This window comes from Leptotrichia wadei (assembly GCF_007990545.2).
GTDB classification, from domain to species: Bacteria; Fusobacteriota; Fusobacteriia; order Fusobacteriales; family Leptotrichiaceae; genus Leptotrichia; species Leptotrichia wadei.
In genome coordinates this window covers 2,090,058-2,112,457 of record NZ_AP019829.2, presented here as the reverse complement: position 1 = coordinate 2,112,457, position 22,400 = coordinate 2,090,058, and the positions used below count along the sequence as shown (strand labels likewise).

Genomic DNA, 22,400 nt, shown 5'->3' with positions numbered 1-22,400 from the left:
GATTTTGCGAATAAACTTGTAGCAGGGGGTTATTGACCCCTTGTTATTATTTACAAAAAATACACCTAAAACTTTTCTTCATTTCAGGTGCATTTATAAAATTATGAAATTATCAATGGCAATAACAATAAAATAAAAGCCATTAATGCAGGTATTCCCTGCAATAAAAAGATTTTTTTAGAAACTGTTACAGAACCATAGATTGCTGCACAGATAATACAAATCAGGAAGAAAATTGCAATTTGAAATTGAAATTCTCCGCTTTCGGTTAAACTCCACATTAATCCTGAGGCAAGAAAACCGTTGTATAGTCCTTGATTTGCCAGCATTTTTTTTACATGTTCATCTTTTAGAAAGTCTAGTTCCAATCCAAAGTTTTTTTGGATGGATTTGCTTTCGTTCAGGTACATTTCAAGAATTAATATGTAATAATGCTCTATTGCCACGAATAATATTAATATGAATGCCAGTATGCTCAATCTAATTCTCTCCCTTCATTATATTTTTAATTTTTTATTAATCTCTTACACTTAAAATTACAGGCTTTCCATCAATAATGGCAAAACTGTGTTCATATTGGGCTGAACGTTTTCCATCTTTTGTAACGGCAGTCCACATATCAGGCAATATTTTTACTTTATAAGTTCCGACGTTTACCATTGGTTCAACTGTAATTACCATTCCGTCTTCAATTTTAGCTCCAGTTCCAGCTTTTCCATAATTTGGGATAATTGGATCTTCGTGCATTTCCTTTCCAACTCCGTGCCCTGCAAAATCCCTTACAAGTGAGAATCCAAAACTTTCCACATATTCTTGAATAGCATGTCCAATGTCGCCAATTCTATTTCCAGCATGTGCAGCTTCAATTCCAATAGCTCTTGCCTTTTCAGTAACTTCCATCAATTTTTTAGAAGTTTCATCAATTTCTCCAACAGCATAAGTAATTGCAGAATCTCCAAAATATCCATCAAGCACTGTTACTGTGTCAATTGTCAAAATATCCCCTTCTTTTAAAATTTGCTTTTTGCTAGGAATACCATGTACTACAACTTCATTTACAGAAATACAAGTTGCAGCTGGATATGGAGGATATGGACTTCCTATGTCATACCCTTTTGTCCCTGGGATTGCCCCTTGGCTTCTAATGTAATCTTCTGCTATTTGATCAAGTTCATAAGTGCTTATTCCAGCTTTTACATATTTTGGCAATACATCTTCAAAAAGTCTTGCGATTATTTCATTAGCTTTTTTTATTTTTTTTATTTCATCTAATGTTTTGTAAATTATCATTTTTTCTTCTTCTTTCTAAATTTCTTTTTTTAATTTAAATATTGATAACAATTTATACTATTTCCCATTTTAAACAGTAAACTAATTCTAAATTTCTTTACAAGGGGTCAAGGTCAAGCTCTTTTGTTAGCAAATAATATAAAATATAACTTCTATTTTTAAATGAGATTTAGTATTAAAATTAATTCTATTAGATATGTTCAACAACATATATTTTATTTGAACAAGGAATCAAGCTGCCTTGCTTTATAATTTATAGTTCTTGAATAAGGCTATATTTTATTTTTCCAAAATATCAATTATATCTTTTGTAATTTCTTCCAGTTTTTTTGCACCGTCTACGCTATAAACTTTATTTTGATTTTTGTAAAAATCCAATACTGGTGCTGTTTGTTCGTTATAAACTGCCAATCTTTTTTTAACTGTTTCTTCGTTATCATCTGCTCTTTGTTCCAAGTCTTCTGGATTTTCGTCAACTGGCGGATTATATTTTATGTGGTAGATTTTACCAGTTTTTTTAGAAACTCTTCTTCCTGTAATTCTTTCAATAATTTCTTCATCACTTACTTCAAGTGCAATTACTTTTTCAATTTCTCTATTTGATTTTGCTAAAATTTTATCAAGTTCTTTGGCCTGAGCCACAGTTCTTGGAAATCCATCCAAAATGAACCCTTTTTTACAGTCATCTTCTTTAAGTCTTGCTTCTACAAGTCCATTTACGATGTCGTCTGAAACCAATTTTCCTTCATCCATCAATTTTTTTGCTTCCAGTCCAAGTGGAGTTTTATTAGCGATTGCCGCTCTTAAAATGTCTCCAGTTGAAATTTGAGGAATTTCATATTTTTTAATTAATTCTTTTGCTTGAGTCCCTTTCCCTGCTCCAGGTGCTCCAAATAACACTATATTCATAATTACTATCCGATATTTTAAATATCGCTCCTTTCTAAATTATTTATCTATACTTAATTTTAACATTTTAATAGTTATTTTTCAATTTTCTTTTTCATTTTTTTTAAAAAATAATGAATTTAACTTTGAAATAAAAAATAACTGCTGTCTTTTACAACAACGATTATATTATTTTTTATTTCACTTATTTTTGATAATATTTTTTCTACTTTTTCTTTTAACCATTTTCTTTTTCTTTCTTTTATATTCAAAGCCTCAACAAACATAGCATTTATAAAAAAAAGCAATTCATCTCCCGCTTGTAAAAGTCAGAGATTTATTGCTATTTTTTGTTAAATTATCTTCTTCTGGCAGCTCTCGCTCTAGCGGCAGCTCTTTGTCTACGTGTAGGTTCTTTTTTTACATATACTACTTTTGAATTTCTTCTTCTAGGAACTTTCACGAAAATATATCTTCTTCTTATTATTACTTTACGTGTAGGTTCTTTTTTTACATATACTACTCTGTTATTTCTTCTAGGTGCTGCAAAAGATGTGAGTGAGATTCCAATAACTCCAAAAATTAGAATCATTTTTTTTATAAGATTTCTGATATTCATTATACCATCTTCCCTTCTTTAAAAATTATTTTTTAACAATAAAAAAATTGTTTTTTGAATTATAGCACATATTTATTAAAAAATATTGTCAAATTTATTTGAAATCTATGTTTAAAAAAAATTATTTTTTTTAGTGATTTTTTTTGAAAATCAAGTTATAATTAAACTGGAAATATAAAATTTGAAAAATAGAAATTATATAATGCAGGAGGTAAAAATTATGAAAAAGTTACTTTTGTTAGGTTTAGTATTGGCATTACTGCCAGTGGCAAATGTAGAAGCAAAAACTATTAAAAAAGCAGCTGGGAAAAATTCTCAAAGTACATTTGAGTTAAATGTTGCTCATATTAATGACCATCACTCACATCTGGAAGAAGAAAAAATGCCAATTAAGCTGGATGGAAAAACAGTTACGGTGCATATTGGGGGATTGCCTAGAGTGGGACAAGAAATCAAGAATTTTAGAAAAAATAATAAAAATACTCTTGTGGTTCATGCAGGTGATGCGGTAACAGGGACTCTTTATTATACGTTATTTGAGGGAAAAGCGGATGCTGAACTTATGAATGCGATTAATTTTGATGCCTATACTCTGGGAAATCATGAATTTGATGATGGGAATAAAGTTTTAGGAGCATTTCTAGACGTTTTGAAAATACCAGTAGTTTCATCTAATGTAGTGCCTGACAAGGGAAGCATACTGGAAGGGAAATGGAAGCCTTATATTATAAAAAATATTGGCGGACAAAATGTAGGAATTATTGGGATAGATGTTGTGAAAAAAACGAAGGAGTCTTCTAGTCCAGGAGAAGATATTAAATTTTTAGATGAAGTTGAAACAGCCAGAAAATATGCAAAGGAACTTCAAGATAAGGGAATAAATAAAATAGTGCTGTTATCTCACGCAGGATATGAAAAAAATGTGGAAATTGGGCAAAAAGTTGATGGAATTGACTTGATTATATCAGGAGATACGCATTACTTGCTAGGAAAGGAATTTGAGCAGTTCGGATTAGTTCCTGAAGCTGACAGTTATCCTAAAAAAGTAAATTCGCCTAATGGAAATCCTGTCTACATTGCAGAAGCGTGGAATTATTCATATTTGCTTGGTGAAATGAAGGCAAAATTTGATAAGAATGGAGTGATTACAGAATTAACTCCTGCACCAAAACTGCTAATTGGAGATGACTTTTTTGAAGTGAAAGGTGCTGATGGTAAAGCTGTTCAGCTTGACGAAAAGGAAAAAAGCAAGATTTTAAATTCAATAAAAAATAATAAAAATATAGTTGCTATAAAAAATGATCCAGCCTTAGCAAAACTTTTAGAAAGATACCAAAAGGAAAAAACAGAACTTGGAAAACGTAAAATTGGTAAAATTACTGAAGAAATTCCAGGGGGTTCAGATAACAGAGTGCCAAGCGAACATAATAAAGACGGTTCATTCGCAACAACTCTTGTGGCAGAATCTGTTTTGTATAAATTGAGAAATACAGGAACTGGAAATGTTGATTTTGTAATTGGGAATGCAGGAAATGTAAGAATTACGCTAAATCCTGGAGATTTTTCATACGATTTGGCATATTCATTATTGCCATTTACTTCAAATACAGTATTTATAACAGATGTTACAGGTGCAGAAGTAAAGCAAATTTTGGAAGATGCGATTGATTATGTATTAAATGGCGGATCAACAGGAGCTTTCCCTTATGGTGCGGGAATTAGATACGAAGCAACAAAGGAAGGGACTCTTGGAACAAGAGTTAAAAAAATAGAAGTATTTGACTTTAAAGCAAATAAATGGATACCAATTGATGCTAAAAAAACTTATATGTTAGCTGTAAATTCATATATTGCCAAAGGAAAAGACGGATATACAACATTAGGGAAAATTACGGCGCAAAAAAGAGGAAACGATACTCATTTAAGCGATACAAAGATGTTTATTGATTATTTGAAGGAGAAAAAAGAGCTTGGAAAACCAAAATCTACAAATGTAATTTTTAAATATTAAAACTTCTGAATAATTTAGCTTTTTAAGCAGAGGGGGTTGACAGTATTAAAAAATTTTATGAAATATTTTAGGAGCTTTAATCTTAAAAATTATACTGTTTTAGCATAAATAATATATTCTAAATAAAAAAAGGAGAAATGCTACTATATAGATTAATAGCAAAAGAGAATATATTATATGTACCGATAGCTAGTCGGGAATTTACGACTGTGGAGAGCAAAAAAGTATGTTTTGATCAAAAGTATGCTCGATGAAGCAGTAATATTCTAGTGTGTTGACTATATTTTGACACATTTTTGGTAGCAAGAGCAATGAAAGAGAGAATAAAAAAATTACAAAAAGAAAAAGATGTGGCGATTTTAGCTCATTATTATGTAGATGGAGATGTACAGGAGATTGCTGACTATGTTGGAGATTCTTTTTATTTAGCTAAGACTGCGACAAAGCTGAAAAATAAGACAATAATAATGGCAGGAGTATATTTTATGGGTGAAAGTATAAAAATTTTAAATCCAGAAAAAACAGTGTATATGGTTGATATTTATGCTGACTGTCCTATGGCACATATGATAACTATAAAAAAAATAAAGGAAATGAGAGAAAAGTACAGCGATTTGTCGGTAGTATGCTATATAAATTCAACAGCTGAAATTAAAGCACATTGTGATGTCTGTATAACTTCATCCAATGCACTTAAAATTGTAAGTAAATTAAAAGAAAAAAATATCTTCATAGTTCCTGATGGAAATTTAGCCTCATATATTGCAAAACAAGTAAAAAATAAAAATATTATTTTAAATGAAGGTTATTGTTGTGTACATAATTTAGTGCATTTGGAAAATGTAAAGAAATTAAAAGAAGAATATCCCAATGCAAAAGTTTTGGCTCATCCAGAATGCAAGGAAGAAATTTTAAAATTAGCAGACTATATCGGGAGTACAAGCGGGATAATCGCCGAGGCTTTAAAAGAGGGAGATGAATTTATAATTGTAACTGAAAGAGGAATTAGATTTGAAATATATAAGAAAGCTCCTAATAAGAAATTGCATTTTGCAGATACTTTGATATGCAGAAGTATGAAGAAAAATACCTTGGAGAAAATTGAAAAAATTTTGACGGAAGGTGGAGATGAACTGAAAGTTGATGATGAAATAGCTAAAAAAGCTCTAATTCCTTTGGAAAGAATGTTAGAATTGGCAGGGGATTGAAATGAAAGCTGAAAATTACGATGTGGTTATAATTGGTTCTGGAGTTGCAGCATTGATTTGTGCTTTGACATTAGATGACAGTATAAATATATGCTTAATAACAAAAAAGGAGCTTAAAGACAGTAATTCTTATCTTGCACAGGGTGGAATATCTGTTTGCAGGGGAAAAGAGGATAGAGAAGACTATATTGAAGATACTTTAATTGCAGGTCATTATAAAAATGACAGAAAAGCAGTCGAAATATTAGTTGATGAATCAGAAGAAGCTGTAAAGACTTTGATTGAAATGGGAGTAAAATTTACAGGTGATAAAAAAGGTCTTTTTTATACAAGAGAAGGAGGACATAGAAAATTTAGAATTTTATATTGTGAAGATCGAACTGGTAAGTACATAATGGAAAGCCTTATAAAAAAAGTTTTGGAAAAAAAGAACATAAAAATAATAGAAAATTGCGAATTTTTAGATATAATTGAAGAAAATAATAATTGTTTTGGTATTGTAGTCAAAAATAAAGAGATATTTTCCATAAAATCTAAATTCACAGTTTTAGCAACAGGAGGGATAGGCGGAATATATAAGAATACTACAAATTTTTCTCATATAAGAGGAGATGGGATAGCGGCAGCTATCAGACATAATATAGAATTAAAGGATATTTCATATGTTCAAATACATCCAACGACATTTTATACAAAAGATAATGAAAGGAAATTTTTGATTTCGGAATCAGTAAGAGGGGAAGGAGCGGTGCTTTTAAATCAGAAATTTCAAAGATTTACAGATGAGTTAAAACCTAGGGATGAAGTTACGAGAGCAATACTGGAAGAAATGAAAAAAGACAAATCTGAATATGAATGGTTGGATTTTAGCACAATAAAATTAGATATTGAAAAAAGATTTCCAAATATTTATAAACAATTAATAAAAAAAGATATAAATGTATTGAAAGATAAAGTTCCAGTAGTTCCTGCTCAGCATTATACAATGGGAGGAATCAAGGTTAATATGGATTCAAAAACTTCAATGAAAAATTTGTATGCTGTTGGTGAAGTTGCCTGTACGGGTGTTCATGGGCAAAACAGGCTTGCAAGCAATTCATTATTAGAAAGTGTTGTGTTTGGAAAAAGAGCAGCCCATTCGATTAATGCTGAAAATAACGTCTCTAATTATAATAATGTGACAGCAGATAATGCATTTAAAAATATTGAAAAAGAAGTTTTTGAAATAGAAAATAAAATAAAAGAAAATAAAAATATTATAGAGCAAAGGATAAAAGAAGATGAGTTTGAGAAAAATAGATAAATTTCAAATGGATAATTCAATCAAATTAGCATTAAAAGAGGATATTACTTCAGAAGATGTAAGTACAAATGCAATTTATAAGGATGATAGACTGGCGGAAATTTCTTTATATTCCAAGGGAGAAGGTATTTTAGCGGGACTTGATGTATTTAAAAGAGTTTTTGAGTTAAATGGTTCTCCTGTTTTTACTGAATATAAAAAGGATGGGGATGAAGTTTTTAAAAAAGATCTGATACTAAAGATAAGAGATGATGTAAAAGCATTGCTTTCTTCTGAAAGAGTAGCTTTAAATTATTTGCAAAGAATGAGTGGAATTGCAACTTATACAAAAAAAATGATAGAAGCACTGGACGATAAGAACATATGTTTACTAGATACAAGAAAAACTGTTCCGAATATGAGAATATTTGAAAAGTACGCAGTTGTAGCTGGTGGAGGGTATAACCACAGATATAATCTTTCTGATGCGATAATGCTAAAAGACAATCATATAAGTGCCGCTGGTTCAATAACAAAAGCTATAAAACTTGCTAGAGAATATTCTCCTTTTATTAAAAAAATTGAAATAGAAGTTGAAGATTTAGAAGGGGTGGAAGAGGCAGTTAGAGCTGGGGCAGATATAATTATGCTTGACAATATGGGTATAGAAACTATCAAAAAGGCCATAAAAGTTATAGGAAAGAAAGCTATAATAGAATGTTCTGGAAATATAGACATTAATAATATAAATCGCTTTAAAGGATTGGAGATTGACTATGTTTCAAGTGGAGCTATAACACATTCAGCTAAAATTTTAGATTTAAGTCTAAAAAATTTGAGGTATATAGAATAAGAAAGAAAGGGGATAAATTTTTATGAAAAGTAATGCTGAAGATATGACACTTAAGGAAGTCCAATATCTGATTAAAAGAATAGAAAAAGGGACTTTAGATGAAAGTAGAGATAAGGAAAAATCGCAGCAAAAAAGAGAAAATGGACAAAGATTAGTTTTAAAATTAATTGAGGAGTTTGGGGAACTGGCTGAAAATATTAGGAAAAATGTGAGATTTGATGGGAAAAATATAAAGGGAACGATTGAGGAGGAAGTGTTTGATGTTTTTTATTATGTTATTGCGATTGCGAATGACTATGGGATTGATTTGGAAAAAATCTTTTACATAAAGGATGAATTGAATAAAGTGAAATATGGAAGGGAATTTTCAATTTATGAAGCTCGGGAAAAATGGAAAAATATAATGGAAAATAAAAAAAATAAAAAAGAAGAGGGAAAATAGAAATTATGTCAATGAAAAATATTGATGCTTGCTTAGAAAAAAAAGAAAATAAAAGGGAAGTGAATATAAAAATACTTGGAACAAGTGATGTACATGGAAGAGTACTGGCTTGGAACTATGGGGCAGATGAGGAGGACAGGTCAGGCTCTTATGCGCAGATTTCAACATTGATAAAAAAAATTAGGAAAGAAAATAAAAATGTGATTTTAGTGGAAGTTGGGGATGCGATACAGGATAACTGGATAGAAAAATTTGCGATGGTTCCAAAGCATCCTGTACCACAAATTTTAAATTACGTGGGATATGATGTCTTTGTACCTGGAAATCACGAATTTAACTTTGGAATGCCAACTTTGTCAAATATTTTAAGGGATATGAAATTTAATAAATTGGCAGCTAATTTATATTACAATGAAAATGCCGAAAATGACACTAATTTTTCAAAAAATAAAAAAAGATATTTAAATGCTTCTGTAATCATTGAAAGAGATGGCATAAAAATAGGAGTTATTGGATTGTCAACTCCAATGTCGGCACAGTTTGAAGAAGATACAGGCTACTTGAAGGATTTTTACTTTGTATCGCCTATAAATGAAACTAGAAGGCAAATAGAAAAATTAAAATCTGAAGGGGCAAATGCGATTGTCGTAGTTGCTCACATGGGAATTGAAAATGAAAATAACATTCCAGAAACTGGAGTGAGAGATTTGGCAAATGCTGTACCTGAAATAGATGTAATTGTTGCGGGGCACATGCATCAGAATGTTCCAAAGGAAATAATTAACGGTGTTTTAATTACAGAGCCGCATAGATACGGCACTTTTGTTTCAGAAGTCGATTTAAAATTTGAAATTGAAAATGGGAAAATCAGTTTAATAAGCAAGGATTCGACAACTGTTCCTGTAAAAGATGAGGAGCCTGATCCAGAAATAGAAAAAATTTACAAGCCTTTTCATAACAGACTTTGTAAAATTGCAAATGAAAAAGTGGGCGAAACTTTAAATGATATGGTGCCAAAAGGGAAATTTCACGGTGTGTCGGCAGCTTTTGCCAAAGATACTGGGCTGTCTTCGTTTATAACGGATGTAGAACTTTATTATAGCGGAGCAGATGTGGTTTCATTTGCATATAATTATGAAAATGTAAGGCTTAATAAGGGGGAAATCAGGAGAAAGGACATAGTTTACAATTACAGATATGCGGGCGGAGATGTTACAATATATAAAATGACAGGAAAGCAACTGAAAGATTATATGGAATGGGCTGCTGACTATTTTGACACGATACAGCCTGGAGATACGAAATATCGGTATAATAGTGAACGTGCTGGAAGAAAATATGTGACTTTTGATATTTTTGGTGGAGTGAAGTATAAAATTGACTTGAGAAATGAAAAAGGCAATAAAATTACCAATTTAATGCTTGTAAATGGAAAAGAGATAACTTCTGAAATGGAACTGAAAGTTGGAATGAATGCTTACAGATTTGAGCAGCTGGCAAGAAAGGGCGGAATTTTTGATGGGCAGAAAATCCCAGTATTATGGGCATCTAAGGAAAAAATTGGAGAAATTGATGGAACTATTCAAAATATGATGATTGACTATATACGAAATGTAAAAAATGGGGTGATAGAAGGGAAAAGTCATAATAATTGGGAAATTGTAGGATTATAACAAATTTTTTTTAAAGTTATGCATTAAAAAAATACTGTATTAAATTGTATTTTATAAACTTTTCAAATTAATAAAAAATAAATTTAGGAGAGAAAAGAAATAATGAGTATCGAAAAGGAAAATCAGGATTTTAACAATCCAATAAAATATAAATTGGAAAAAAGTGATGGAAATGCACGTGCGGGAGTTATAACAACTCCACATGGAGAAATAAAAACTCCAGTATTTATGCCAGTTGGAACACAGGCAACAGTAAAGGCTATGACCAAGGAAGAACTGGAAGAAATTAATTCTCAAATTATTCTTGGGAATACATATCATTTGTATTTACGTCCAGGAGATGAATTAGTAAATGATTTTGGCGGACTTCATGGATTTATGAGATGGGATAGACCGATATTAACTGATAGTGGTGGATTTCAGGTATTCAGTCTGGGAGATTTGAGAAAAATAAAGGAAGAAGGTGTTTATTTCCGTTCGCATCTGGATGGATCAAAGCACTTTTTATCGCCTGAAAAATCTATTTCAATTCAAAATAATCTGGGGAGCGACATTATGATGGTGCTGGATGAATGCCCGCCAGGATTATCAACACGTGAATATTTGATTCCATCTATTGAAAGAACCTCAAGATGGGCAAAACGTTGTATTGAAGCAAATAGAAATAAGGATAGACAGGGGCTTTTTGCAATTGTGCAAGGTGGAATTTATGAGGATTTGCGGGATAAAAGCCTTGAGGAATTGTATGAGGCTGACTATGGATTTGCAGGGTATGCTTTAGGGGGGCTTGCAGTTGGAGAGCCACGTGAGGATATGTATAGAATTTTAAAATATATTACGCCCAAATTGCCTGAGAATAAGCCGCGATATTTAATGGGAGTTGGAGAGCCAGCGGATATGCTTGAGGCTGTGGAACATGGAATTGATATGATGGATTGTGTTCAGCCTACAAGAATTGGTAGACACGGTACTGTATTTACGAAGTATGGACGTCTTGTTATAAAAAATGCGATTTATTCAAGAGACGACAGACCACTTGATGAAGGTTGTGACTGTTATGCCTGTAAAAATTATACAAGAGCATATATAAGACATTTATTCAAGGCTGGAGAAATTTTGGGACAAAGGCTTGCAACATATCATAATTTGCATTTTTTGCTAAAACTTATGGATAATGCACGTGAGGCAATCATTGACGGAAGATTTAAGGAATATAAAGAAGAACTGCTGAAAAACTATGCCATGGGGAAAGAAAGTGAATGGATAAAGCCAAAATCGATATAAAATAAAAAAATGCAGGGAATAATAACCTTGCAATTTTTTTAAAATTTTATATGGAATAAAGAGATTTTTATGAAATAATTTGAAAGAGTAGAAGGCATAACCAATATTTCGCTCGCAATAACTTTAACATTTTAAATAAAAAAAATCCGATCTACCGTTCTAACTTAATTTTTGGTTGCCTGCAAAATGTTACAGGTGGTAGTCATATTTATAAATCGTACAGAATCCGTACAAAACTTGAAGTAGTCGTGATTTTCCTGAGACAATTTACAAAGGGATAACCCCATAAAAAAAGAGTAAAGCCCAAAAATTCGATGTTAGTGGCGTATAGACCAGAAATTTATTATATATTCAATATTTATTTGATTTGTACTTTTGCTTCTTAAATATTATAACTGTTATATGAAAAAATGTCAAATATTCTTTTAAAAAAGTTGGAAAAATTTTAGGAGTGTATTGTATAATTAAGTACAATAAAAAGTTTGAAATCACATCTTTTATGTGGTAAAATATAGTGAGCAATTTAAAAAAAGGTAAAAAATAATGATTGAAACAAAAAATATTAAAGCATCAAAAGGAAAAAATGTTGATGCAATATATATTCATATTCCATTTTGTAGTAAAAAATGTGAATATTGTGACTTTTGCACATTTATAAGAATGGAAAAGGAATATAGAAAATATACGGATTATTTGATTAAAGAGATTAGAATGTATCCAAAAATTAAATATGATACAATTTATTTTGGCGGAGGAACGCCTTCGCTATTACCTACTGAAATGATAAATGAAATATTGAATGAACTTGATTGGTCTGAAAATGCTGAAATTACACTAGAATTAAATCCAACGGATATGACTTTTGAAAAGCTGAAAAAATTTCGAAAAATTGGGATAAATAGGTTAAGTATTGGGATTCAGAGTTTTCAGGATCATGTTTTAAAATTTATTGGAAGGCAGCACAGTTCTAAAGATGCAGTAAATATTTATAAAATGGCAAGAAAAGCTGGGTTTTTAAATATTACAGTAGATTTGATGTTTGGGATTCCTAATCAAAGTATTGAGGATTTGCAAAGGGATCTTAATATTTTACAGGAATTAAAGCCTGAAAATGTGTCAATTTATTCGCTTATCTGGGAAGAAGGGACCGTCTTTTGGAGTAAATTGCAAAAGGGTATTTTATCTGAGATTGATCAGGATTTAGAAGCTTTAATGTATGAAAAAATTATTGATTTTTTTGAGAAAAATGGATATTGTCAGTATGAAATCTCTAATTTTGCAAGAATTGATGACAAAGATGTCGAAATTTATGAAATGACAAATTTTGAAGATTTAAAAAAATTGCAGAAAAATGCTGGAAGACATAATTTAAAATATTGGCAAAATCAGAAGTTTGTTGGTGTTGGAATGAGTGCAGCTAGTTATTTTGATAACAATCGCTATAGTAATATACGGACTTTTGAAAAGTACTATAATTTGATTGATGAAAAAAATTTGCCGATTGATGAAAATACGATTGAGATTGTGGATGAAGTTGAAAGTGAGAAGTTAAAAAAAATGTTGGGACTTCGGCTCATTCAAGAAGGAATTGAGTATTTTGAAGATGAGAAAATTGAGAAACTTATAGAAAATGGGTTACTTGAAAAATTTATTATAGAAAAAGATAATTTTATTAATAAAAAAAATAAAGAATTTGAAAAAAATGAATGTTTTGATAAAAACTTAGCAAAAAATTTTTATGAAACAAGAATTCGTTTAACAAAAAAAGGAATGTTGCTAGCAAATAATGTATTTGTTGAATTTATTTAAAAAAAAGGTTATAATAATATAATTGTAAAAATATCATATTTGTTCTTATAGAAAATCATACATAATTACATGAAAGATTTCCAAATATATCTCAAATACAACAAATCAAAACAGTAAGGAGCAGAAATGGAATTAAATGATGTAAAAATTCAACAAAATTATAGAAAAATTATGGAAGATATAAAAAAATATTCTCCATATCCTGAGAAAGTTAAAATTCTATTTGTAAGTAAATATCTTAATGTTGAAGAACATAGAACTTTAATTGAAATGGGCTATGATTACTTTGGTGAAAATCGAGCTCAGCTTTATCGAGACAAGCTAAATGAATTTTCAGGTGAAAAATACAAAAATATTAAATGGGATTTTATTGGAAGGTTGCAAAAAAATAAAATAAAGTATATAATTAGTAGTGTTAATTTAATACATTCGATTGATTCCTATGAACTTTTAGAAGAAATAAATAAAAAAGCTATTGAAAATAACAAAATTATAAATGGATTAATTGAAATCAATGTTTCAAAGGAAGAATCTAAAACAGGAGTTTATATTGAAGATTTTAAAAAGGATAGTGAAAAATATTTTTCTATGAGTAATGTAAAAATAATAGGGTTTATGACAATGGCTCCATTTGAGGCAAGTGAAGCAGAGATAAATAGTTATTTTTCAAATATGAGAGATCTAAAGGAAGAATATCAAAAAAAATATGATTATGTTACAACTCTTTCTATGGGAATGTCGAATGATTATGTGGAAGCACTAAAAAATGGTGCAACTATAATTAGAATAGGAAGCAAATTATTTAAGTAGGAGGTTATGCTTTTGGGACTTAAAAGGAAATTAATGGAATTTTTTGGCGATGATATCGAAGATGAGGATGAAGATGAATTATCTGAAGAAATGTCAGAGAATGAAAAAAAAGAAGTGACAACAGAACAGTCACAACAAAACCAGCAGTCTAAAGTTCAACACAAAACAACAACTCGTGTAGAATCAGAAAAACAGCCAGAAGAAAAAAAAGGAATAGGAAGTCTTTTTGGCGTAGGAAAAAAGGAGGAAATTACAAAAATGCCAACATCTAAAGTGAATGTCTCGATTATTAGACCAAAAGTTTTTGAAGATTCGAGATTAATTGCTGATGCAATAAAAGAAAATAAAATTGTAACATTTAGTTTGGAATTTTTAGAATATGAAGTGGGACAAAGAGTAATAGATTTTGTAAGCGGAGCTGCTTATGCAATGAGTGCACATTTGTCAAAAGTTACAGATAAAGTTTTAACTTCTATTCCGATGGAAATTGATTATGAAGATATTGATGCTTCGTTAGGAGAAGATGAAGGAGATGGTACTTACTTATAATCAAATTTAAAAGTTAAGTTTTGGAATTTAACTGCTTTTTTTGAGATTTTCTCATTTAAAGCAGTATTTTTTAATAATTTAAAAATATAAATATAAAAAATGGAGAGTGAATAATGGGAATAATTTTTACAATAATAATTTTAGGAATAATAGTATTTATACATGAACTAGGGCATTTTGCTACGGCTAAATATTTTGGAATGCCTGTTACAGAATTTGCAATTGGAATGGGACCAAGGATCTTTTCAGTAAAAAAGAAGGAAACTGTTTACTCAATTAGAATTTTACCATTGGGAGGATTTGTTAATATTGAAGGAATGCAGCCTGAAAAGTTTGATTTGAAAGCATTTAAGAAGGAAAAGATGGATGAAATTATTGAAGAATTGAAAGATGAAAAAAATAATGAGAATGAAATTAAAGATGAAGAATTTATTAGTGAAGTGGAAAAAAGATTGGATACTGCCGTGAAGCAAGAATTGAAAAGGCAAGAAAATATTCAGAAAAATGGATTTTTTACAAAATCTCCATTTAGCAGATTTATTGTCTTAATTGCAGGAGTTGCAATGAATTTTATTTCTGCTTTGATTGCTTTATACATAATGCTTTCTATTGCAGGAATTGTGCCTCCTCAATATTCACAGGCAATAGTTGGAGAAGTTGAGCAAAGTTCAAAAGCAAACGGAAAATTAAAAGTAAATGACAAGATTTTGGCAGTTAATAGTAAAAATGTAGCAAACTGGAGTGAAATGACAAAAAAAATTGGAGAAATTAGTCAAAATTATAAAAATGAAGACGTTATTTTAAAAATATTGAGAAACAATAAAGAAATTACTGAAAATATAAAATTGACTTACAGTGAAAAAACTAAAGGAAATATTCTTGGAATACATTTATTAAGCCAAAAATCAACATTTGGTGAAAGAATAAAAATAAGTTTTCTTATGTTTGGAGATTACTTTAAGATGACTCTTAATGGTGTTAAAATGCTTGTGACAGGGAAAGTAGCAATGAAGGAGATGACAGGTCCTGTAGGGCTTCCTAAGGTCATTGGAGAAGCTTATGGGCAAGGAGGGCTGTTTGCTATGCTTGGTGTATTTATATTAATTTCCATAAATATTGGAATTATGAACTTGCTGCCAATTCCAGCTCTTGATGGAGGAAGATTGATTTTTATAATTCCTGAATTTTTTGGAATTAAAATTAATAAAAAAATTGAAGAAAAGATTCATTTTATTGGAATGATATTTTTGCTTGTATTAATGCTTATTATTGTATTTTTCGATGTTACAAAATACTTTTAAAAAAGTGAAAAAGGAGAAGTAAAATAAATGGTGGATTTTATGCAAAAAACAAGAAGACTTATGAAACTTTCCTCTGTAATTGCCAAATATGGGTTTGATGAATTGTTTAAAAGAGGGGAACTGGAAAGATATATTCCTAAAAATGTAAAACGAAAATATAGTGATAAAATTGATGAAATAAATTCCTGTACTTTTTATGAGCGAATAAGAATGGCAATTGAAGAGATGGGTCCTGTGTATGTAAAATTTGGACAAATGTTGAGCAATAGAAAGGATATTTTGCCTGAAGAAATGATCATAGAGCTTCAAAAATTGCAGGATAATGTAGAAGTTGAAAAAGTTGATGTAAAAAATAAAATGAATTTGGAACTTGGGATTGAAATAGATGACTATTTTGAGGAAATAGAAGAAGAACCGATAGCATCAGCTTCAATTGGACAAGTATTTAAAGGCAGATTAAAAAATGGGGAAAAGGTCGTTGTAAAAATACAGAGGGAAAATATAAAGCCTGTTGTGGAAATTGATTTGGAAATTATGAAAAACCTTGCAAAAACTTTGGAAAATTATTATGAAGATATAAAAAAAATGAATATTGGAAATATTGTGGAAAGTTTTGAGAAAGTGCTGAATGAGGAACTTTCCTTAAATAATGAACTTCGTAATATGCAGCGATTTGCAAATAACTTTAAAGAGGATGACAGAATTCATGTGCCAACTGTGTACAAGCAGCTTTCCAACGATCGTATTCTCACAATGGAAATGATAGAAGGCTTTAAAATTACCGACAAGGAAAAAATAATAGAAATAGGGCAAGATCCTAAAAAAATAGCTAGAATTGGACTTGACCTTTATTTAACGCAATTTTTGAAGTATGGATTTTTTCATGCTGATCCTCATCCTGGAAATATTTTTTTAAAGGAAAATGGGCAAATTGTATTTATTGATTTTGGGGCAATGGGAAAACTTTATCCAAATGAGCGGGAATTTTTAATTAATTTGATTATTTATTCACTAAAAAAAGATGTAAAAAAAATGGTAGAAGCAATACAGGAATTAGCAATTAAATTTGAAGTGCCAGATGAAAGGAAATTTGAGAGGGAACTTTATGAGATAATCGAAATGATTGATGAAAATTCACTAGAAAATATAGATATTGTTACGATTTTTGAAAAAGCGAGAAAAATATTCAGTAATAATCAAATTTTACTTTCAGAAGATATTTATTTGCTGATAAAGGGAATTGGGCAAATTGAAGGAATTGGACGGCATTTAGATCCAAATCTTAATATTAATGAAGTTATGCAGCCATATATGGACAAAATTGCAAAGGAGAGAATAAATCCGATTAATATTTTTAAAAAGGAAACAAGAAAACTGGAAACTTTTTCTGAAAACTGGCTAACTTTGCCGACAGATTTAAAAACAATTTTGGAAAAAATTCAAAAAAATGAACTAAAACATAGGCATGAAATAATTGGATTTGAGAAATTTCAAAAAACTTTTGAGGAACTAGTTTTGGCGATTATCATCTCATCACTGTTTGTTGGCTCATCAATACTGGCTTTGGCAAATATCCCACCAAAAATTTTTGGGATTTCTGGTTTAGGATTATTGGGATTTATTATTGCTGGAATTATGGGAATAAATTTATTTTTGAAAAGTAAAAAATAAGTGACAGCACAATAAAAACTATTTTAAAAGGAGTAAAATGTATAAAATCAAGATATGAAAGGATTGATAATTATGGAAAATAATGTATTACTTGCGACATTTAAGAATCAGTTAAGCGCATTTGAAGCATTGGCGGATATAAAAGAAAAATATGTTGGGGAAAATTATATAATTACACAGGCGGCTGTTGTAAAAAAAGAAAGTGATAAATTATCTTTTAAAGATGGATTTGAAGTAAATAAAAATGGAAATATTGGATTTTTAAATGGTGGTTTGCTTGGAAGCTTCATCGGAATAATTGGAGGACCATTGGGTGTTATTTTTGGGGGAACTATTGGAGCTTTAATAGGCGGAAGCCATGGAGAAAAGGCTGATAAAAAAGTAGTTGGTATCTTTGAAGATGTGTCAAAACACTTGGTAAATGACTATTATGCCTTAATTCTGCTAACATCTGAATCAAACACTTCTGAACTTGATAACTTTTTGAATAAATATGAAACAGAAACTATTTTAAGAAAAGATGCGGCTGTTGTAAGAAAAGATTTGGAATTGGCTGAGGAATATGAAAGAAAATTGAAAACAGATATCGAATATAAGGAATTAAAGGAAAAGTTTGAAAATAAATCTAAAGAAATAAAAAATAATTTAAATGATTTTTCTGAAAAAGTAAAAGTTAATGCAGAAGCATTTACAGAAGATTTGACAAAATTTGTACTGGATTTAAAAAATAAATTAAAAAAATAGTATTTCAATTTAACGAGGGGATTTAATCTCCCCTTGTTTTAAATAAAAATTATAAATTACTTAAACTTAATTAATTTAAATTAATCAAAAAGATATGACTAAAACTTTTAACAAAAGATAGCAAGAAGTTGTAGGCTTTCTACAAGTGGGAGTTGAATTGCTTTCTTTTAAAATATTTTTTTTATATTTTGTTATATTTGATTTGACAATATGTCAAAAATTTATAAGATATACGTTATTTCCTATTTTTTTTAAAACTTTTTTTTTGCATAAATCTGAAATTTCTCTTGATAAGGCAGGTCTTGTTACTTCAAATTTTTTTGCTAAGGCTGAAATACTAGGCAAAAACTTTATTTTATCATCTTGAGCATTTTCTTTTATATAGCTAAGAACCTTTTCCTCAATCGTCTTATGTGTAAAATTAAACCAGATACGTTTTGATAAATATTGGCTTTTGTTTGAAATTTCACTTATAAAGTTAAGTAGAAGCCTTTTATCTAACTGAATCAAATCCAGATATTTTTCCTTATCCAGAAAAAGAAATTCAGAATTTTCCAAAGTTATCAAATCAACAGGAAAAACATTATCTTTACCAAATAAAAATGCAGAAGCCAGCACTTCCCCAGCCTTCATTTGATTTATAACAATTGTATCTCCATTAAATTTCTGCATTTCTCCATGTGCTGTACCTTTTATAATAATAATAATTTTTTTTAAAATATCTCCGCGAAAAAATACAATTTCATTTTTTTTATATTCTTTTATTTTAAAATCAACTTTTGTTAGACATTTTAAGATTTCATTGGGATTTAATCCTTTAAATAGCGAAACTTTTGTTAAAAAAAGTGATAGATCTTCTATTTTCATTTTTTACCTTCTATTATTTTAAGTTTTTTTTAGTTTGCATACAAAATATTTTGTATATATTATCATTTTTAATTTATGATTTCAAGGAAAATTTCAATAAAAAATAAGTTGTCTGGGTTTTATTTTTATGGTAACATATAAACGAAATATAAATTATAGTATATTTGAATTAATTAAATTGAATAATTTTTGAAAATATTATTTATGTAAAGGGGAAATTAAAATGAATATGGAAGTAATTAAAGCAGATGTAAGAAATTTTTTAGATGAAAAAAGATATGAACACGTGAAAAGAGTGGCAAAATGTGCTGTGGAACTGGCAAAAATTTATGGAGTTCCTGTGGAAAAAGTGGAAGCTTCAGCCTGGCTTCACGATGTGGCAAAATTTTTTAACTTGTCTGTTATGATTGACTTGACAAAGGGAAAATATCCTGAAGTAGCAGATAAAATGTCCCAATCAACAGCTGTGCTGCACGGCTTTGCAGGGGCTGAATTTGTACGGCAAAATTATGAATTATTTGGAATTGATGATGAGGAAATTCTGGATGGGATTAAATATCATACGATTGGATGCGAAAATATGAATACACTTGCAAAAATTGTTTATCTTGCTGATGCGATAGAGGAAAAGAGAAGCTGGGAAGGTGTGGAAAAGGCTAGAGAATTGGCAAAAACAGATTTAGATGAGGCAATAAAATTTGAAATTGAGGAAAAATTAAAATATTTGCTTGCGAAGGATTCTATCATTCATCCAAATGTTATAAAATTTAGAAATTCGATAATAGCTAATAAAATTTAGAATAAAAAAATAGAGGTAAAATATGGGAAATAAAAAAAAGAAAGAAAGACATAGAAATATTGAAAATAATAATAAAGATTTTCACAAGGAAAAAAGATTTGGCAAAAAAAATTATAATCCTAAAAAGGAAAATCAGAAAACTCCCAAAATGGAACTTAAAGAAGAACGGGAATTGAAATATTTAAAGCAAGTTCTGTCAGAATATGAATTTACTTTTCAGGAAATATTGCAGCTTTTGGAATGGAGCCAGAAAAAGCGAAAAATGTATAAGCAGCTTTTAAATGCTTGGGAAGAAAGCGGAGAAATTTATTTGAAAAGAAATGGGAAATATACTTTGCCCGAAAAAGAAGGCTTTGTAAAGGGGGAAATTTCCATTTCCAGCGGGAATTTTGGATTTCTTGATATTAATGGGCAGGCTAGTGTCTTTATTCCTGGAGCTTATTTAAATACAGCTATGAATGGAGATACTGTTTTAGTTCGTATTTTAAAGGAAAGTTCAGACAATAAAAAGCGGGAAGGTGAAGTTTATAAAGTTATAAAAAGAAATCGGGATGTTATTGTCGGAGTTTTTGAACATAACTTGAGTTTTGGATTTGTACGTCCAAGAAATTCTCCAAAGGATATCTATATTCCAAAAAAATTAATAAAAGGTGCTAAAACTGGAGATTTAGTGGCTGTAAAAGTGGATTTCTGGGGAGATGAGGAAAGAAAGCCTGAAGGCGGAATTGTGAGTATTCTAGGAAGTCCTAAAGATACAGAAGCACTTATTTCATCGTTGCTTTTAAATGAGGGAATTGAGGAGAAATTTCCAAATGAAGTTTTGCAGGAATTGGATAAAATAGATGAGGATTTTTCAGATGAACTTGAAAATCGTAAGGATTTACGGCATCTTGACATTATCACAATTGATGGCTCTGATGCAAAGGATTTGGATGATGCAGTTTATGTGGAAAAAACGGAAGACGGATATAAACTATTTGTGAGCATTGCCGATGTTTCTTACTACGTGCGGGAAAATACCGAACTTGATATAGAAGCATTAAAACGTGGAAATTCAATTTATCTTGTAGACAGGGTAATTCCTATGCTTCCACGAAAATTGTCAAACAATCTTTGTTCACTTAATCCAAATGAAGATAAGCTGACTTTTACTGTGGAAATGGATTTAGATAAAAGGGGTAAAGTTATAAAAAATGATTTTTATAAATCAGTTATAAAATCAAAATACAGAATGACTTACGAAAATGTAAATACAATTCTGGAAAAAAATGAAGAATCAGAAGAATACAGAAATCTTTATGACAAATATAGAAAAATTGATGATATGTTAAAAAACATGCTGGAACTTTCTAAAATTATTAGAAGCAATAAAAAAAGACGTGGGAGCATTGATTTTGAATTGCCTGAGATAAAGGTAGTCTTGGATGAAAACAAGGCCGTGAAGGACATCGTATTGCGTTCTAGAGGGGAAGCAGAAAGAATCATTGAAGACTTTATGGTTATTGCAAACGAAACTGTGGCAGAAAAACTTTTCTGGGAGGAAATTCCTGCAATTTACAGGGTTCACGAAGATCCTGACAAGGCGAAAGTTCAGGCATTAAATGAAACTTTGATAAAATTTGGATATTCTCTGAAGGGATTGGAGGAAATTCATCCTGGAAAATTCCAGAATATTATTGAAAGAACGACAGGACTGCCAGAAGGGTATTTGATTCACAAATTAATTTTACGGGCAATGCAGCGTGCAAGATATGCTAACAAAAATCTAGGACATTTTGGACTAGCTTCCAAATATTATCTGCACTTTACGTCACCAATCCGTCGATATTCTGACTTAATTGTTCACAGAATGCTGGGACGTTCGATTGAAAAATTTATGAGTGAAAAGGAAAAGGCAAAATATGGAGCTAATTTTGAAGCGATTGCCTCAAGTATTTCAAGAACTGAAAGAGTGGCGGATAAACTGGAAGAAGATAGCGTAAAAATCAAGTTAATTGAGTATATGCAGGATAAAATTGGACAGGTCTATGTTGCCAGACTTAGCGGAATGAATAAGAATAAAATATTTATGGAGCTGGAAAATCACGTAGAAGTGGTTTATAATGTTACAACAGCACGTGATAACTTCATTTACGATGAGGAAAACTTTAAAATTGTGGATAAAAGAAATAATGAGTCCTACACTATGGGAAGCACAATGAAAGTGAGTATTGTAAGTGCAAGTTATGCTAAGATGGAAATTGAGGTTATACCTTATGTGGAAGAGAAAGTAAAAATTGATGAAGTTGAAGAAGAATAAA

The 22,400-nt window shown here is 30.1% G+C and carries 21 protein-coding genes and 1 other RNA gene; 15 read left to right on the top strand and 7 right to left on the bottom strand.

Translation table 11 applies throughout. The annotated features are described in order from the left end of the window. Positions 1-101 precede the first annotated feature (101 nt). The 5 genes from FVE73_RS09665 to FVE73_RS09645 all read right to left on the bottom strand — a co-directional run bounded on the left by FVE73_RS09665 (position 102) and on the right by FVE73_RS09645 (position 2,797). Complete coding sequence (locus FVE73_RS09665; RefSeq protein WP_018498255.1) at positions 102-479, bottom strand: DUF1304 domain-containing protein; 378 nt, start codon at positions 477-479, stop codon at positions 102-104. Between the two features lie 37 nt (positions 480-516). Next, a complete protein-coding gene (gene map, locus FVE73_RS09660) occupies positions 517-1,290 on the bottom strand; it encodes a type I methionyl aminopeptidase (protein ID WP_018498254.1) in 774 nt (257 codons plus the stop codon). A gap of 279 nt (positions 1,291-1,569) precedes the next feature. Further along, positions 1,570-2,199 (bottom strand): adenylate kinase, encoded by a 630-nt coding sequence (locus FVE73_RS09655; protein ID WP_018498253.1) that lies wholly within the window; start codon positions 2,197-2,199, stop codon positions 1,570-1,572. A 119-nt stretch (positions 2,200-2,318) separates the two neighbouring features. Then, positions 2,319-2,486, bottom strand: a complete 168-nt coding sequence (locus FVE73_RS09650; RefSeq protein WP_018498252.1) for a hypothetical protein — start codon at positions 2,484-2,486, stop codon at positions 2,319-2,321. Positions 2,487-2,536: 50 nt separating this feature from the next. Then, on the bottom strand, positions 2,537-2,797 hold the full coding sequence (locus tag FVE73_RS09645; protein ID WP_018498251.1) for a hypothetical protein: 261 nt from the start codon (positions 2,795-2,797) through the stop codon (positions 2,537-2,539). A gap of 220 nt (positions 2,798-3,017) precedes the next feature. Here FVE73_RS09645 and nadN point away from each other — a divergent pair, with 220 nt between their 5' ends. From nadN to tgt, 7 genes are all read left to right on the top strand, one after another. Then, positions 3,018-4,808 (top strand): NAD nucleotidase, encoded by a 1,791-nt coding sequence (gene nadN, locus FVE73_RS09640; protein ID WP_018498250.1) that lies wholly within the window; start codon positions 3,018-3,020, stop codon positions 4,806-4,808. Positions 4,809-5,119: 311 nt separating this feature from the next. Then, positions 5,120-6,016 carry a quinolinate synthase NadA gene (nadA, locus tag FVE73_RS09635; protein WP_018498248.1) on the top strand — a complete coding sequence of 299 codons (897 nt, stop codon included), beginning with the start codon at positions 5,120-5,122 and terminating at the stop codon, positions 6,014-6,016. A gap of 1 nt (position 6,017) precedes the next feature. Beyond that, on the top strand, positions 6,018-7,319 hold the full coding sequence (locus FVE73_RS09630) for an L-aspartate oxidase (protein WP_018498247.1): 1,302 nt from the start codon (positions 6,018-6,020) through the stop codon (positions 7,317-7,319). Further along, the gene (gene nadC / locus FVE73_RS09625; protein WP_018498246.1) at positions 7,297-8,151 is read left to right on the top strand and encodes a carboxylating nicotinate-nucleotide diphosphorylase; all 855 of its coding nucleotides are present in this window, start codon (positions 7,297-7,299) and stop codon (positions 8,149-8,151) included. The genes FVE73_RS09630 and nadC overlap by 23 nt, the downstream gene beginning before the upstream one ends. Positions 8,152-8,173: 22 nt before the next feature. After that, complete coding sequence (locus FVE73_RS09620; RefSeq protein ID WP_018498245.1) at positions 8,174-8,593, top strand: MazG nucleotide pyrophosphohydrolase domain-containing protein; 420 nt, start codon at positions 8,174-8,176, stop codon at positions 8,591-8,593. 5 nt (positions 8,594-8,598) lie between these two features. Beyond that, complete coding sequence (locus FVE73_RS09615) at positions 8,599-10,266, top strand: bifunctional metallophosphatase/5'-nucleotidase (protein ID WP_018498244.1); 1,668 nt, start codon at positions 8,599-8,601, stop codon at positions 10,264-10,266. A 102-nt stretch (positions 10,267-10,368) separates the two neighbouring features. Next, the gene (tgt, locus tag FVE73_RS09610; RefSeq protein ID WP_018498243.1) at positions 10,369-11,550 is read left to right on the top strand and encodes a tRNA guanosine(34) transglycosylase Tgt; all 1,182 of its coding nucleotides are present in this window, start codon (positions 10,369-10,371) and stop codon (positions 11,548-11,550) included. Positions 11,551-11,689: 139 nt separating this feature from the next. Here tgt and ssrS read toward each other — a convergent pair. Next, a non-coding RNA gene (ssrS, locus tag FVE73_RS09605) (6S RNA) lies at positions 11,690-11,892 on the bottom strand. A gap of 201 nt (positions 11,893-12,093) precedes the next feature. Here ssrS and hemW point away from each other — a divergent pair. From hemW to FVE73_RS09575, 6 genes are all read left to right on the top strand, one after another. Beyond that, entirely contained in the window at positions 12,094-13,359 is a 1,266-nt protein-coding gene (gene hemW / locus FVE73_RS09600; RefSeq protein WP_018498242.1) for a radical SAM family heme chaperone HemW, read from the top strand. 126 nt (positions 13,360-13,485) lie between these two features. Further along, positions 13,486-14,169, top strand: a complete 684-nt coding sequence (locus FVE73_RS09595) for a YggS family pyridoxal phosphate-dependent enzyme (RefSeq protein WP_018498241.1) — start codon at positions 13,486-13,488, stop codon at positions 14,167-14,169. Between the two features lie 6 nt (positions 14,170-14,175). After that, positions 14,176-14,718, top strand: a complete 543-nt coding sequence (locus FVE73_RS09590; RefSeq protein WP_018498240.1) for a cell division protein SepF — start codon at positions 14,176-14,178, stop codon at positions 14,716-14,718. Between the two features lie 113 nt (positions 14,719-14,831). Continuing rightward, complete coding sequence (locus FVE73_RS09585; RefSeq protein WP_018498239.1) at positions 14,832-16,019, top strand: M50 family metallopeptidase; 1,188 nt, start codon at positions 14,832-14,834, stop codon at positions 16,017-16,019. A 27-nt stretch (positions 16,020-16,046) separates the two neighbouring features. Next, the gene (locus FVE73_RS09580) at positions 16,047-17,690 is read left to right on the top strand and encodes an ABC1 kinase family protein (RefSeq protein ID WP_018498238.1); all 1,644 of its coding nucleotides are present in this window, start codon (positions 16,047-16,049) and stop codon (positions 17,688-17,690) included. Positions 17,691-17,762: 72 nt separating this feature from the next. Continuing rightward, positions 17,763-18,434 carry a DUF1269 domain-containing protein gene (locus FVE73_RS09575; protein ID WP_146997895.1) on the top strand — a complete coding sequence of 224 codons (672 nt, stop codon included), beginning with the start codon at positions 17,763-17,765 and terminating at the stop codon, positions 18,432-18,434. Between the two features lie 213 nt (positions 18,435-18,647). Here the strand turns inward: FVE73_RS09575 and FVE73_RS09570 are convergent, their stop codons facing one another. Continuing rightward, complete coding sequence (locus FVE73_RS09570; protein WP_018498236.1) at positions 18,648-19,301, bottom strand: Crp/Fnr family transcriptional regulator; 654 nt, start codon at positions 19,299-19,301, stop codon at positions 18,648-18,650. A gap of 223 nt (positions 19,302-19,524) precedes the next feature. Here FVE73_RS09570 and yqeK point away from each other — a divergent pair, with 223 nt between their 5' ends. Beyond that, positions 19,525-20,100: a bis(5'-nucleosyl)-tetraphosphatase (symmetrical) YqeK gene (yqeK, locus tag FVE73_RS09565; RefSeq protein ID WP_018498235.1), complete on the top strand. Its 576-nt coding sequence runs from the start codon at positions 19,525-19,527 to the stop codon at positions 20,098-20,100. A 22-nt stretch (positions 20,101-20,122) separates the two neighbouring features. Continuing rightward, the gene (gene rnr / locus FVE73_RS09560) at positions 20,123-22,399 is read left to right on the top strand and encodes a ribonuclease R (protein ID WP_018498234.1); all 2,277 of its coding nucleotides are present in this window, start codon (positions 20,123-20,125) and stop codon (positions 22,397-22,399) included. Position 22,400: the final 1 nt, after the last annotated feature.